This window comes from Sporolactobacillus terrae (genome assembly GCF_019930545.1).
Taxonomy (GTDB): Bacteria; Bacillota; Bacilli; order Bacillales; family Sporolactobacillaceae; genus Sporolactobacillus; species Sporolactobacillus terrae.
The window spans coordinates 3,024,389-3,038,045 of record NZ_CP082837.1 but is presented as its reverse complement, the minus strand read 5'-3'; the positions used below and the strand labels follow the sequence as shown (position 1 = coordinate 3,038,045).

At 42.0% G+C, this 13,657-nt stretch carries 15 protein-coding genes and 1 pseudogene; 3 read left to right on the top strand and 13 right to left on the bottom strand.

What is annotated here, in order from left to right; translation table 11 throughout:
• Nucleotides 1-54 precede the first annotated feature (54 nt).
• Nucleotides 55-1,062: an SDR family oxidoreductase gene (locus K7399_RS14640; protein ID WP_128165967.1), complete on the top strand. Its 1,008-nt coding sequence runs from the start codon at nucleotides 55-57 to the stop codon at nucleotides 1,060-1,062.
• A 91-nt stretch (nucleotides 1,063-1,153) separates the two neighbouring features.
• Here the strand turns inward: K7399_RS14640 and K7399_RS14635 are convergent, their stop codons facing one another.
• The 12 genes and pseudogenes from K7399_RS14635 to K7399_RS14580 form a co-directional block, all read right to left on the bottom strand.
• Nucleotides 1,154-2,026, bottom strand: a complete 873-nt coding sequence (locus K7399_RS14635) for an AraC family transcriptional regulator (RefSeq protein WP_128165966.1) — start codon at nucleotides 2,024-2,026, stop codon at nucleotides 1,154-1,156.
• A 128-nt stretch (nucleotides 2,027-2,154) separates the two neighbouring features.
• Nucleotides 2,155-2,397: pseudogene (locus K7399_RS14630) on the bottom strand (hypothetical protein); the annotation flags it as partial.
• A 234-nt stretch (nucleotides 2,398-2,631) separates the two neighbouring features.
• Nucleotides 2,632-3,006, bottom strand: a complete 375-nt coding sequence (locus K7399_RS14625; RefSeq protein ID WP_128165964.1) for a retropepsin-like aspartic protease — start codon at nucleotides 3,004-3,006, stop codon at nucleotides 2,632-2,634.
• Entirely contained in the window at nucleotides 3,003-3,251 is a 249-nt protein-coding gene (locus K7399_RS14620) for a hypothetical protein (protein ID WP_028976903.1), read from the bottom strand. The genes K7399_RS14625 and K7399_RS14620 overlap by 4 nt, the downstream gene beginning before the upstream one ends.
• A gap of 284 nt (nucleotides 3,252-3,535) precedes the next feature.
• Complete coding sequence (locus tag K7399_RS14615; RefSeq protein WP_128165963.1) at nucleotides 3,536-3,907, bottom strand: iron chaperone; 372 nt, start codon at nucleotides 3,905-3,907, stop codon at nucleotides 3,536-3,538.
• 154 nt (nucleotides 3,908-4,061) lie between these two features.
• Nucleotides 4,062-5,162 carry a murein hydrolase activator EnvC family protein gene (locus tag K7399_RS14610; protein ID WP_051575172.1) on the bottom strand — a complete coding sequence of 367 codons (1,101 nt, stop codon included), beginning with the start codon at nucleotides 5,160-5,162 and terminating at the stop codon, nucleotides 4,062-4,064.
• A 213-nt stretch (nucleotides 5,163-5,375) separates the two neighbouring features.
• A complete protein-coding gene (locus K7399_RS14605; RefSeq protein ID WP_128165962.1) occupies nucleotides 5,376-5,960 on the bottom strand; it encodes a YdhK family protein in 585 nt (194 codons plus the stop codon).
• Between the two features lie 88 nt (nucleotides 5,961-6,048).
• Nucleotides 6,049-6,282, bottom strand: coding sequence for a DUF2933 domain-containing protein (locus K7399_RS14600; protein ID WP_223362364.1), 234 nt, complete (start codon nucleotides 6,280-6,282; stop codon nucleotides 6,049-6,051).
• An 83-nt stretch (nucleotides 6,283-6,365) separates the two neighbouring features.
• Complete coding sequence (locus K7399_RS14595) at nucleotides 6,366-6,542, bottom strand: hypothetical protein (RefSeq protein WP_164875451.1); 177 nt, start codon at nucleotides 6,540-6,542, stop codon at nucleotides 6,366-6,368.
• A gap of 267 nt (nucleotides 6,543-6,809) precedes the next feature.
• The gene (locus tag K7399_RS14590; protein ID WP_028983203.1) at nucleotides 6,810-7,010 is read right to left on the bottom strand and encodes a hypothetical protein; all 201 of its coding nucleotides are present in this window, start codon (nucleotides 7,008-7,010) and stop codon (nucleotides 6,810-6,812) included.
• A complete protein-coding gene (locus K7399_RS14585) occupies nucleotides 6,997-8,421 on the bottom strand; it encodes a sensor histidine kinase (RefSeq protein WP_028983202.1) in 1,425 nt (474 codons plus the stop codon). Before K7399_RS14585 ends, K7399_RS14590 begins: the two co-directional genes overlap by 14 nt.
• Nucleotides 8,418-9,125, bottom strand: a complete 708-nt coding sequence (locus tag K7399_RS14580) for a response regulator transcription factor (protein WP_028983201.1) — start codon at nucleotides 9,123-9,125, stop codon at nucleotides 8,418-8,420. Before K7399_RS14580 ends, K7399_RS14585 begins: the two co-directional genes overlap by 4 nt.
• Before the next feature lie 231 nt (nucleotides 9,126-9,356).
• Between K7399_RS14580 and K7399_RS14575 the strand changes: the two genes are divergently transcribed.
• Nucleotides 9,357-10,607 (top strand): hypothetical protein, encoded by a 1,251-nt coding sequence (locus K7399_RS14575; protein WP_223362363.1) that lies wholly within the window; start codon nucleotides 9,357-9,359, stop codon nucleotides 10,605-10,607.
• Nucleotides 10,608-10,790: 183 nt separating this feature from the next.
• Here K7399_RS14575 and K7399_RS14570 read toward each other — a convergent pair whose 3' ends face one another.
• A complete protein-coding gene (locus tag K7399_RS14570; protein ID WP_128165959.1) occupies nucleotides 10,791-11,669 on the bottom strand; it encodes a DMT family transporter in 879 nt (292 codons plus the stop codon).
• A 604-nt stretch (nucleotides 11,670-12,273) separates the two neighbouring features.
• On the opposite strand from K7399_RS14570, the gene K7399_RS14565 reads away from it, so the two are divergent.
• A complete protein-coding gene (locus K7399_RS14565; RefSeq protein WP_028976899.1) occupies nucleotides 12,274-13,554 on the top strand; it encodes an MFS transporter in 1,281 nt (426 codons plus the stop codon).
• Nucleotides 13,555-13,657: the final 103 nt, after the last annotated feature.

Sequence of the window (13,657 nt, the reverse complement as noted above, 5' to 3'; positions counted from 1 at the left end):
CTTCACATCAGAAGATGGCTAATCATAGCCTATGAAATGGAGGAGGCATTCGTTATGAATAATCAAAATGAGCATAACCCACAGCATCATCAATCATTATCTAAGGAAGAACTTGAGCAAATTCGTGCTTATCAAAAATGGTTTGAAGACAATAAAAAGCAAGATCCGTATCCACTTTATCCGGCGTATGGAAAAATTACTCGCTATGAAGAGGTCCCCTTGACTCAACCCGAGCAAAGACAATTGAGGCAACCTGGGCTTGAGCATTTAATGGTTCCAAAACCCATTATTGAAAACCCGCATTATAAAGGGAGTGGAAAATTAAAAAACAAAGTGGCTCTTATTACTGGTGGTGACAGTGGAATGGGGGCAGCAGCAGCGATTGCTTTTGCAAAGGAAAAGGCAAATGTTGCGATTGCTTATTTAGATGAGCACGAAGACGCCAATCGAACAAAAAGAAGAATTGAGGCGTTTGGCCAAAGATGTCTTCTACTACCAGGCGATCTTCGAAAAAAAGAACAATGTGAGCACATTGTACATGAAACAATGAAAACCTTTGGCAGGCTCGATGTATTATGTAATCATGTCGGGATTCAGTTTCAGCAAAATGATCTTATGGCTATTACGGACGAACAATTTGATGAAACCTTTAAACTGAATATTTATTCTCATTTTTATACGACAAGAGCTGCGCTCCCCTATTTAAAAGGAGGCAGTTCAATTATTGGAACTGCCTCAGTTGTCGCCTACGCAGGTGAACCGTTGTTAATTGATTATTCAGCTACAAAGGCTGCCATTGTTGGCTGGACCCGTTCTTTAGCAAAAAACCTTGCCAAACGTCAGATTCGTGTCAACGCGATCGCACCTGGTCGTGTTTGGACGCCACTTATTCCGGCGAGCTTTTCTTCCGATGAAAATGCCTTGCACGGATCGAATTTATTTAATCGCATGGCTCAACCCTTCGAAGTCGCCCCTACCTTTGTTTATTTAGCATCCGATGATTCCCGGCATGTTACTGGGCAAGTGCTTCATGTAGATGGTGGAGAATCCACACATTCCTAACTTTAAAAAATTATCTATTAAAGACGAGGGAAAAGGAATCCGTTCTCTCGTTTTTTAATACCGAGATGAGTCAGTGGCAGGGATGAACAGCTTAAATTTTCCCTTTCTTCTTCACCGCGAACCAAATTTCACTATAAACATTATTTCTGTCAGACAGATCCCCTGAAAATGAAATGTTTGGAGCATCAACTAATTCATAATCTGAAGAGGGAAGCCACTCTGAAGCTATTTTCGCCCAGGTTTCTTGCATGGCCTTGGGAAATTCACCTTTAGATGAAAATATCGCCCAAGTTAGAGATGGGACTTCAACTACGTCAAACTCATCAAAACTTGACTCTTTTGTCGTTAAGCAGCCAATCATATGATCAAGACTGCCTTTTTCCTCCATGCATCCATCATCTAAATTATAGGAGGCATTCACAACCTGATTTGGTTCCATATTTGCGTAGCTGTGCAGCTGTTTTCTTTGTTCCGGTGTAATACTTTTAGCTAACTTTATAATTTCCGGATTTTCGCCTTCAAATTGAATGGGAACTCTCTTCTTCACCCCAACAATCTTAAATGGATCCTTATTCTCGATTCGATAATCCATATTTATTCCTCCTCGTATGGTTAACTGAAAGGAGAGCTTTGGAAATGCTTTAAGCATGTTTTTCTTTTTAACCTCTGAAGGACTAATGCCCGACCAGTCCCGAAAGGCACGCGAAAATCCATCAACAGATGCATAACCATATTTGAATGCTGTATCTGTGACACTCATTCCTTCATGCAGCAGGTCAAACGTGGCGTTAGATAATTTTCGATTACGGATATATTCACCTAAGGTCATCCCTGAAAGAAATGAAAACATTCTTCGAAAATGATAAACAGAAGTTCCTGTTATTCTCTCCAATTTGTTGTCCTCGATCTCGCCATTTAATTGTGATTCAATGTAATCTAACGCCTCGTTCATACTTTTCAGCACCGCTAGTTCCTCCTTCATGCATTCATTATAATAACGATCGTGAACCGATACCCGATGAAAAGGAGACGGTTATTATCGGGTGTACATGGCATGTCCTTGGATAGAAATTTGTTTCGTAATCATTGACCCTACGGAAATAGGCTAGAATTTTCAAAGAGAAAAGTGTTCAAAACTACTTGACGGTTACAACAGTCCGCCTTATCCGAAATATTGAATTCGATCATTTTGTCCAGCAATGAGAAATTAACCGGCTGGTCCCACGAGATACATACTAACTGCTTGGTGTGATCATAGCCGGCTTGCACAATTTCATCAGAAAAATGAATAATCCCTACCTGTTCAGGCGCAACAGCCAAATAACATTTAACTACGACATTAACGGCATTCTTCCGTTGAACTATCATTCATTGTATGGGGATTCTGTTTCGATTACATTAATTAAGTATACCTTGAGTGAATTACTGAAAGATGGTGAGACAGATGAATAATTTTATTGAGGACTCGAATGAATGAGAAGAGGACTCTATGAACGCAGCAACTGATAACAGTACGTGATGTTGATGGATGTGATTTTAAGAACGTTTCCACCTATCTCCAGACTTATATTAACAATCTAATTCTAATCTTTCTAAATCAATGATACATTTCCCATTCATTAAGATATCAAGTCCTATGAGACCATTGATACCCCAATCATCTAAATTTCCAAAATCTAGCTTTATTTCTGGTATTTTGTGTGTACCTAGTTTAATAATATCAACTGGTTTTCGGAACGAATATTCTTCGCCGCCAATTCCGTATGCACTTACTAGAGAATCTCCATTTTCAAAGTAAATTCCTATTTCATTAACAATGTCGGATGAGATAAGAGTATGAGCTGCTCCAGTATCAACAACAAGCTTATCTATTTTTTTCGATTTTCCTTTATAAGAAATCGTCATTTTGACTGCAAGCAAATGATTCACTAATTCTAACTTCATAATCTCATACCTCTTAAACCAGTAGGGATTCTCACTTCAATAACGATTTTTTCGGACCCTGTATGATAAACAATGGTATCACCTTTTGATTTAAGTAACTCTCTTGTAGCTAATTGAGAATCTTCAATAAGATTAATTAATGCAACATCCGTTACAATCTTTTTATCGTTTTCTAAGTAAAAGTCAAGGATATTGAGTTTTACATATTGATTTGGGTATAATTTACGAACTTCTTCCCATTTCATTCTCTATCACTCCTTGTTTTCTTTTACCCGAGCACACTCCTATTATAACTTAAATTATTCGTTCTGATAAATGCACATAAAGACGTTTTCGCAATAGCATTAAGACGAATCCCGCCATTGAAATGAGAAGCGATGAAAGAAAAATTATATACTCGTTCAGCTATTCCATTAAGTACCCATAGATTTCATGCTTGAATTGATACAATTTCATCAAGGTATGTTGTTTCAGAAAATTGTTTGATCAAATTGATACTCGTGGTGTTAATTCTTAATCATCCGATTTTTTATTTCCGCCAAAAAGTTGAACAATCCGCTTTATCTGAAATATTGAACGCGATCATTTTTTCAAGTAACGAGAAATCCACCGGACAATCCCACGGAATACGTACCAACTGCTTGGTGTAATCATAGCCGACCTGCACAATTTCATTAGAAAAATGAATAATCCCTACCTGTTCAGGCGCAAAAGCCAGATGGTTTTTGGCTACACTAAATCCGATAATATAGGTGCCGTGATCGGTGAACATCGGCTGATTCCATTTAATGGCCGACACGAATTGTGGGAATTTTTTAGTCACCCAGATCAAAATTTCTTCCGTCCGATCTCGATGCTGAAGATTATCAATACGCGCTAAATAATCTGCGAAAACGTTCATGTTGTTCCCCTCCTAAAAACTAAATTATACCCTTCAGGAAAGATCCTCAAACCCATACGTTGTTAGATCAATGATCCTGCGTCTCTTTACTTTGAATTTGAGTAACGAAAAACGAGAGGAATGAAAAGATCCCTCTCGTTTCTTCCAAATCCTTTTACTGTATAAACTTCATCGGATCAATGGCACCATTATGTGGCGGTGGATTCCATTGGCCTTCATACAGTTCGAAGTGCAGATGTGAGCCGAACGATTCTCCGGTATTGCCCATTTTGCCAATGACTTGACCTTTCGCAACGCGTTCGCCTGTTGCAACTTCGTAACTGCTTAAGTGAGCATAAACCGTTGTAAACAATTTTCCTTTGAATTTATGCGAAATCATGACCGCATTTCCATAGCTGGACGAATGATAGGCTCTGAACACAACGCCGTCGGCAGCTGCTTGTACCGGCGTTCCTTCACTGTTTGCGATGTCAATGCCCGGATGGAAACTGTTATCAAAGGAACGTTTGCCGAATCCAGAAGAAATATAGCCTTGCGCCGGTTTGATAAATGCTGCATCACTGTCAGAGACGTTTTCACTAGCTAAGGCATGCGTTTGCGCTTCTGAAACATCTTTTTCTTCATCTTTTTCCATTTCTTTTTCTTTAATTTTCGATGCTTCTTTTTTCAATAACGTCAATTGATTGCGCTGATCCGCTTCCTTTTTAAGAAGCTCCTCTTTCAAATCATTTAATTCAGTTAAACCATTCTCGAGTTGTTTCTGTTCCTTAGCGAGTTCTTCTTGTTGCGCGGCACGATTCGCCTGATCTTGCTTTTGCGCGGTTAGTAATTTTTGATCGTTATCCGAGATTGTCTTTAAGGCGAACATCCGATCAATGAAATCGCCAAAGCTTTCTGATCCGAGAAGCACGTCGATATAGTTCATGTTCCCGCCATTTAAATACATGGCGCGAAACCGTTTCTTTAACAATTTGTCTCTGCTGTCGATCTGCGCGTTCAGCCGCTCAATTTCTACTTTCATCCACTTTGATTTTTCACGACTTTCTGCGAGATTTTCCTGTTTTTCAGTTACATCTGCTTTGATCTTTTTCACGTGACGGTCGGTCTGTTTCAGTTGATTGATGAGTCCATCTTGTTGTTGCTGATTCTCTGAAATCTGCTGATCTGATGCATGGACATCATGAACGCTGTAGCCCATGATTAAGGAAAGCACCAGCACCAGTGCTACTGCGGTATGTATGTAGTTCCGATTCATGATCCCTTTCCCCTCTAGTCGTATTCTCTATTTATATCGCTTCAGGCGAATACCCTCAGCAGGATCTTTTGTTGTCATCTTAACAACTTAATGTGACACAACAAGACATGATTCGATAACAAATTCATTACAAAACAAAAGCAGCCTATTTGTCGAAAGCGACTTAAAGGACTGCTTTATGAAACGTGCACACCAAAAAAATTTTATTAATCATTAATGAGAAGAGAGTTCATCCTCGGTGACCCACTTATGATTGGTTACTTTCCCTCCACCATTTGTTGATGTGTAATCAACCATGTAAACCGTTGCTTTCTTAGCTGTGTCAACTACGACTTTTGCACGCTTCATTCCTTTCATATGGTCTGCCAGCAGCGTTACTGTATCTCCCGGTTCAAGCGGCTGATCTCCGGCATTCTTTATTTCTTCCTGGATGACCCACTTATGATTCATCACTCGTTTTCCGCCTGTTGTCGGGGTATACGACACGGAATAAACAACGGTAGCATAGGCACCAACTATTGTCGCTTCCGCACCATCCATCCCCGCCATATGGCTTGCGTCAATGATTGCCTTGCTACCTACTCTAAAAGTCGGATGCTTTGCCGATTTTAACCCTTTAGGAAGGTTACTTGATCCAGAATGCATCCCCATAGCCATGCTTGAATCCGAATGCCCATCCATACGATTAGATCCGGTGCTTTCCTGCGAGCCAGCCCACCCATTATTGGCAGAACATGCAGCTAGCGTAAACATCAAAATCAGCGAAACCGCACCGAGCCATACTTTTTTTCCTCTCATGATTCGCCTCCTCAGAATCTTTTACACTAAGAATATCTGGTCAATGTGTAGATTCCGTGAAGTTTGGCCCCTCAGCACTTCATCAAGATTATGCGTGGTGCTGCTTCTGCCCTTTTTTCATCCTATTTAGCATCATGAACAGATGCATGAGCGGACAAATGAGCGCTGCCAACAATATAAAAACAGCTCCAGCTCCCGAAGAAAAACCACCCGAAAAGAAAAAGCCGGTAATGACTGCAATCGGAATAATCAAGCAAAACAGCATCATGAACCGATGACTGTGATTCGGCGACTCTTGGTGATTTATTGTTCTCTTTTCCAAGTTATGGTTATCCTGTTGATGACTTTTACGATCATGACCTCCACAGCAAGACACTCAACATCCCTCCTGATTCTTTTCAAGGATTAATTCTTGCTTTTTAACTGTCGCAGTTCTTCCCGCAATAGACTATTTTGTTTTTTTAAACGCTTGAATTCATCCGATGACGTGTGTGGTTCTGAGTGACTTCCCTTCATCATCATGAGCATCAGCGGCAGCATCATGAGTGGACACACAAGTAAAGCTAACCATGACCAATCCATCGAATCTTCCTCCTCTCGTTCTACATTGATCATTGTAGGAAAAAAATGTGTGGAAACCATGTAGAAAACACGTCATTTGTGAAAAAAAACAAGCTGTGCTTGGTACTTAAACCATCCTAGTTTTTGTGTACGCTCCCGATTGCTCGCTCTCCCGCCGGCGCCGGAGTACCTCCGCTCTGATTCTCGGTCAAGCCACGGGTCTATTGGCTTGAAGACGAGGCAAAATCTTGTCCTTTCTTATCCTGTGAAAAAGGCAAAATAAGTACATTAATCCTTATTTCTATAGTGTAACCATAAGTAGACACCCACGCCGATCATCAGCGGGCAAATCATCCACATGCAAACACTAAAAAAGGTTTTTCCTAAAGTAATGAACCGCTCATGACCAAATGCATTGGCGGAAAAGAACAGGCAGGTGAGGCCCAACGTGATGAACATCAGCGAAAAAAACCAATCACTTTTTCTCATAAGAACGTTCATCCTTTCCCTGCCCTTTTCCACGAGGGAACAACAGTGTAAACGTTGTCCCTGCGCCTAACTGACTTTCCACTTTAACCGTGCCGCCCTGCAGTTCAATGTATTTTTTAACGATGGATAAACCCAAACCCGTACCGCCGTATTCACGCGCACGGGATTTCTCCACTCGATAAAAGCGTTCAAAAATATAGGGTAGTTCTTCTTTAGGTATACCGATCCCGTTGTCCGATATAGCGATAACCACATTCTGTTTATCACTAGCCAATCTGGCAACAACCATTCCGCGCTCTGAATAGCGGATCGCATTTTCCAACAGATTTAATAAAATCTGTTCCGTTCGTTTACGATCTCCCGAAACAAGTGGTACCCCATCAGTCAGCTCCGCCTGAACTCTGATCTTTTTCTCTTCCGCTTTCAATTTTACTTTTTGAAGCGCGGTTTCCATAAGTTCTTTTAAATCCAAAAGCTCAATATCTAATTTGATTTGACCCTCCTCCATTTTTGACAAATCAAACAAATCGCGAATCAAATGTTCTAGTCGAATGGATTCTTGATAAATAATTGAGAGATACTGTTTTCGTTCGTTGTCTGAATCGACCAGTCCATCATTCAGCGCTTTAGCGTAGCCTTTCAAATAGGTGACCGGCGTGCGAAGTTCATGCGAAATAGTTGAGAAAAAGGCTTGTCTAGAATCTCGATAGCGCTGCAAGCGAGCTGCCAAATCATTTATGGCACGGCCAAGAGCACCGATTTCATCACGACTTTTCACTGTGAGACGTGTACCTAAATTTCCTTCGGCCATTTTTTTCGTCATTTTTTGCATTTGAAGCAACGGACGTGACAACATGTTGCTCATCATCCAGATCAAACCAATCGCCAGCAGAAAGGCCCCTATTCCAGATAAGAGCAACAGGCCGCGTAAATGAGCGAGGGATGTATCCATTTTTTTCATGGAAGAGACGACATAAATAGTGGATTGGGGTGTGTTTCCGGATCCGATTGATTTACCGGCCACATAAAAGCGGTTTCCCTGTTGATCCTGATAGCGAAATACATCCTCTTCACCAGTAAGAAGACTCCTGTTCTCAGATCCTCGAATAAACAGTGGGACCGATCGATATTTTTTACCTTCAACTGCTAAAATGCGTCCATCCGCATTCATCCAGTAGATGCTCACATTCGAGAATTCGGCAAAGGTCCGGATCATCGAGATCGAAGCCGACTTCCTTGTGTCAATCATTTTGATCAAGTGATCGGCGATGTCCCGAGTGTCCTCCCGCATTTGCGTATCATAGAAGTTAGTAAACAATCGGTCCACTGCAAGACCTAAACAGATCAGGATCACGATCATCAGCGCCATAATCGCCGTACCCAGCTTCAGCCCTATTCGATTGAACGTCATGCTTGTCTGTCCTTAGGATTAAATTTATAACCGACTCCCCATGCAGTCTGAATTGGGCTATAGGATAATCCAGCATCTTTCAGCTTTTCCCTGATATTTTTTATATGAAGATCAACAACGCGCGTGTCTCCCTCGAATTCATAGCCCCATATTTTCTCAATTAACTGTTCGCGAGACAAGACTCTGCCGCTGTTTTCTGCAAGCATAGAAAACAGATCAAACTCTTTATTCGTCAATTCAATCGGCTGGTCATAGATGCACACTTGACGTCCATCGCTATCGATCGTCAAATCAGGAAAGTCCAGCACATGATGCCCTGCTTGTGATAATGAGACGGCTGATGCTCGGCGAATCAGCGCATGAACACGAGCAATCAATTCCTCCGGATCAAACGGTTTGGTTAAATAATCATCAGCACCGAGTCCAAGTCCTTGAACTTTATCCTTTGTTGTACCTAAAGCAGTGAGCATCAGAATAGGAACGGACCGTTTTTCACGTATCCATTGGCACACCTGCCAGCCATCCATTTGAGGCATCATCACATCAAGGACTACAAGATCAAAGGATTGATTTTCTAATTTCATCAATGCCTCATTGCCATCTACTGCCTCAACCATGCCAAAACCTTCTTTTACTAAATAGATGCGCAGCAAATTACGCAGTTTCCAATCGTCATCAACTACTAAAACTTGTAATTTTTTCACAGAGACCACCTTTCTTCATCATACAGCAAGTCAATGTACAGACGACTTTGGTTTATTCTCTTATTTTAATCAATCATTGTGTTGTTTCTGTTTGCTTATAAATAATAGCCTGCCTCCTTTTACTCAAAATAGTGATCGAATAAAAGATCAATGGCTATCTAACGAAACGGTACGCCGCATGGATCTCTTTAGATTATAATAGATGCATAAACATGAATAGGGGGATGCCCATTGGCACATCCAGAACTAGATAAGCTCATCGGTGCGTACATACACGATTCGGAATCGGTCTATCATACGTGGTTTATGAACAACGAGGATCGGCTTAAGGCCTTCCGCACAATCAAGAAGGGCCTTAAAAAGGTCATCAGTGACATTGAAAATGAAACCTTCGGCAACGATTTTAAAGGATCAAGCTTAGAGACCGTCATTACGGCAATATCGGAACAAAAACAAGTTTTTGAAGGCGCGGCACATCCGTTTTTCTGGAAACCGAAGCTCCGAATCCCAGACATCTATGAAAATCCGGAAAATCAACTCGCTTTCGGACGATTTCTTAATGCCTGTCTGCATGCCAAGAATGAAAAACAGGTATTTGACGAAATCGTAAAACTTGATCAATTAAAAATTAAAGGCTTAGGACCGGCAGTTGCCAACATTATTTACTTTCTTCACCCCACCTTGTTTCCACCTTTTAATACAGCGATCGTTCGCGGATTCAATGCACTATTCCATAAAAAGATTAAGCTTGGTTCCTGGATGGCTTATCTTGAAATGCGAGAGGACATTCTAGCGACAAACCGACAAGTATGCCTGTCCAAAGACTTAGGTGCTTTTGCCGGTCTACTGTTTGAAATCGGATCGGGCCGGCTCATCCTGCTCGAAAATGTCAACGCGGTTCTGGCTGCAGAAAATGAAAAGCGGGTAAAGGTTTTGAAGAAAAGGCATCATCAAGTTCTTGATGATCAAATTGAGGAAAATGCACACAGTGAAATGCAGTACCATTTAGCACGATTGGGACAATCGCTGGGCTATCACGTGTGGATTGCCCAAAATGACCATAGACGAGAATTTAACGGTAAAAAACTTGGCGAATACTCGCTCTCCGTGCTGCCGCTCACCCATTTGAAGAAAAGCGTTTTTGATACTGTTTCACTGATCGATGTGCTCTGGCTGAATCAGAATAATGAAATTATCAGCGGATTTGAAGTGGAGAAGAGCACCTCAATTTATTCGGGCATTCTCCGACTTTATGATCTATCGCTATCTGTCGGGCAACCGTGCAAACTTTTTCTTGTTGCACCCGACAAACGTGAAAAAGAAATCAAAGCACAGTTAATGCGCCCATCGTTCGTTAAAGAACAGTCCTTAAAATCCATCATGTCATACCTTTTATTTTCCGACTTACAATGCGACTGTGACGCCATGTGTAAATTTGGTACAAATATCAGTATTCTTGATCCGATTGCAAAATCGGTATAACCTTTGTTTCGCTGGTCTTAATCTCACATCATGATCCTCACAACTTAATGTGACACAACAAGACATGATTCGATAACAATTTAATGACAAATGGACGTAAAATTGATTAATGGATCAATAGAAAAGGACGGATCAAAAATCATCCGTCCTTACCTCATCATTACTAGATTTAGAAACTAAAGATCAATCTGAATAGCGGATAGTGATCCAGATACTGGCTGAAATGAGGAGCACACCCGCCCAAAAACCAAATCCTATTGCTTCGCCTAAAATAAGCCACCCTAAAAACGTCCCAACGAAAGGCTGAAACACGAAAAACAAACCCGAACCGGTGGCATTCATTAACCGTAACCCACGGTTCCACATCACAAAAGCAACCGCCGTTGAAATAACACCTAGATATAACAGACAAAGGATGATTTTGGGTTGCATCAGATAGTGCCACTGCACCGCGGAACGTTGCAATAAAACAATCGGTGAAAGGCAAACCAGAGCCGTTGCTGTTGCAAGGGTTGTCACCTGTACGGGTGAGTAGTCACCAGGAACCAATTTGACCAATACCGACATGAACGCCCAAGTTAGCGCAGCAATCATTAAAAAAGCTGCACCAAGTAATTTGCCCACAACAAGCGCATGGATCCCAACAATCATAAGTACGCCAATTGTTGCCAGTGCCACAGAAGCTATTTTTGCCCAAGTTAATCGTTCTTTGAGCAGCCACCTTGCAAAGAGAATCATAAATGTTGGTGTTGCGGCTGTAATTACAGAGCCCAGTTGCGCAGAAGATAGCCATGTACCCGCTTCTTGCGTTACGATTGACAGCGCATTACCGATCACGCCAATCAAAAGGATTAAGGGCCAATCCTTTCGTTTCACGCGCCAGTCTACATGCTGCGCGCAGCCGATGGCAAATAATACAACAACAGCGATGAGGTAGCGCATCCAGACCAATTCAATGGGTGGAATATAGGCGACTACTACTTTAACAACAACAAACATACCGCCCCAAATACTGGCGGCCATGCTTAAAAATAAAGCGCCGAAAATTTTATTTTTTTTCATTTGTTCTCTCCGCTTTCGTAATTATTCAGTCGTTCATTACGAATTTAACGGAGACTATTCTCCGTTAAATTATCGGAGAACAGGAACATCACATTCTGTTGCCGGTGCATAAATCATAACCGCTACCCCCTCGCCGTTTTAATCATTGAATGATTCTATTTTACTCTTTTCTCCGTATTTTTTGTTGATCATTTTCTCTCTATCCTCTTTTTCAATCCGCTCGTTCCGGATGAACAGATTGCACGTTCCTTGCGCTTTTCTTATTGGGCTGCTAACCATCCATGGAACATGGCATCGTTTTTCATAGCGAAATAAGCTTTCGTAAATCGCATAAACTCTTTTGCGTCCACTTCTTTATTTTGATAAAAATGATAATACGTGTTTAAGAATTGCTCTGCTCCGTTCCGACCGTCGCGGTGTTCAAACCATGTTGTTCTAATATTGGCTAGAATCGACATGCCCAGCTGTTTATATCTCAGTTCATGCCCTCCTCAGCCTGGGGCAAATGAATTGACGTGAGTTTTCTTCACATGCTATCCTTTCCTTTTTAGGAATCCATGACAAGAGGTGACACAGGAAAAAAGAAAATCAGGAGGTTTTTTCATTGAATCAGCCAAAATTATTACCTGTCGTTGCGTCCAGCATCATCGGCGCGACGATTGAGTGGTACGACTTTTTCTTGTATGGTGTCGTGGCAAGTATGGTGCTTAATCATCTTTACTTTCCCAGCGACAACCTGTTTTTATCTACACTACTTGCCTACGTAACTTTTGCCGTTGGTTTTTTCGCACGACCGATCGGTGGCATCATCTTCGGCCATTTTGGCGATAAACTCGGTCGCAAAAAAATGCTGGTACTGACTGTGATGATTATGGGGATCAGCACATGCCTCATTGCGCTATTGCCGACTTATGCACAAATCGGTATTTGGGCACCGATTATTTTGCTCTTGCTTCGTGTGGTGCAAGGAATCGGCCTGGGCGGCGAATGGGGCGGAGCCGTCCTCATGACTTACGAATACGCTCCGGCACGCAAACGCGGTTTATATGCCAGCCTTCCGCAAATCGGTTTGGCTTTGGGCTTGCTGCTTGCCTCCGGCGTCGTCGGTATATTAAACAGTCTGCTTTCTCAAGCACAATTTCTTGCCTGGGGCTGGCGAATCGCATTTGGTCTCAGTGTAATCCTGGTCGTTACCGGACTATGGATGCGCATCTCGGTTAAAGAGACCCCGGAATTCCAAGAAGTGAAAGAAAACAATATGGAGACCACACTCCCATTCAAAGAAATGTGGAAAGACGGGAATAGTAAAAAGATCATTGCCGGAATGGGCGCACGTTACATTGATGGCGTTTTCTTCAATGTGATGGGTGTGTTCTCCATCGACTATCTGACGCATCACGTCAAACTGTCCGGATCTTCAGCGACTCTCAGTGTGTCCGTCGCTGCGTTGGTCATGTGTTTCTTTATCCCTTTATTTGGTCACTTCTCAGATCGTGTCGGCAGAATCCGTATCTATTTGTGGGGCAGCTTGCTTGTCGGCCTTTCTGCTATTCCTGCCTTTTGGCTTTTCGGACAGTCCGGGGGGAATATGATTGTCATCATCCTGACACTTGTCGTTGCATTTGGGATTCTGTATCCAATTGTTTACGGTCCGGAGGCCGCTCTTTTTTCAGAGCTGTTTGATCCGAAAGTTCGTTATACCGGTGTGTCTTTCGTCTACCAGTTTTCCGGGATCTTTGCCAGTGGAATTACGCCGATCATCGCCACTGCACTGCTTGAGGCAGGCGGCGGCTCTCCGTTGTTGCTCACACTCTATGTCTTGTTCTCTGGAATTGTCAGTGCATTATCTGTTGTTTGGATGAAAAAGTTAGAAGCAACACCCTAATACTGGTTTTGTTCTCGAACACGATGTTTGGGGGCAAAACTTTTTTTATGCGCAACTTTCAAGCAGGCTTTCAGCGTTGATTTGCCGACGTCCGCCAATCACG

Excerpts from the sequence above, each read along its gene's own strand:
- K7399_RS14640 (WP_128165967.1), top strand. The coding sequence starts at position 55 with ATGAATAATCAAAATGAGCATAACCCACAGCATCATCAATCATTATCT.
- K7399_RS14625 (WP_128165964.1), bottom strand. The coding sequence starts at position 3,006 with ATGAAGTTAGAATTAGTGAATCATTTGCTTGCAGTCAAAATGACGATT.
- K7399_RS14620 (WP_028976903.1), bottom strand. The coding sequence starts at position 3,251 with ATGAAATGGGAAGAAGTTCGTAAATTATACCCAAATCAATATGTAAAA.
- K7399_RS14615 (WP_128165963.1), bottom strand. The coding sequence starts at position 3,907 with ATGAACGTTTTCGCAGATTATTTAGCGCGTATTGATAATCTTCAGCAT.
- K7399_RS14610 (WP_051575172.1), bottom strand. The coding sequence starts at position 5,162 with ATGAATCGGAACTACATACATACCGCAGTAGCACTGGTGCTGGTGCTT.
- K7399_RS14605 (WP_128165962.1), bottom strand. The coding sequence starts at position 5,960 with ATGAGAGGAAAAAAAGTATGGCTCGGTGCGGTTTCGCTGATTTTGATG.
- K7399_RS14595 (WP_164875451.1), bottom strand. The coding sequence starts at position 6,542 with ATGGATTGGTCATGGTTAGCTTTACTTGTGTGTCCACTCATGATGCTG.
- K7399_RS14590 (WP_028983203.1), bottom strand. The coding sequence starts at position 7,010 with ATGAGAAAAAGTGATTGGTTTTTTTCGCTGATGTTCATCACGTTGGGC.
- K7399_RS14585 (WP_028983202.1), bottom strand. The coding sequence starts at position 8,421 with ATGACGTTCAATCGAATAGGGCTGAAGCTGGGTACGGCGATTATGGCG.
- K7399_RS14570 (WP_128165959.1), bottom strand. The coding sequence starts at position 11,669 with ATGAAAAAAAATAAAATTTTCGGCGCTTTATTTTTAAGCATGGCCGCC.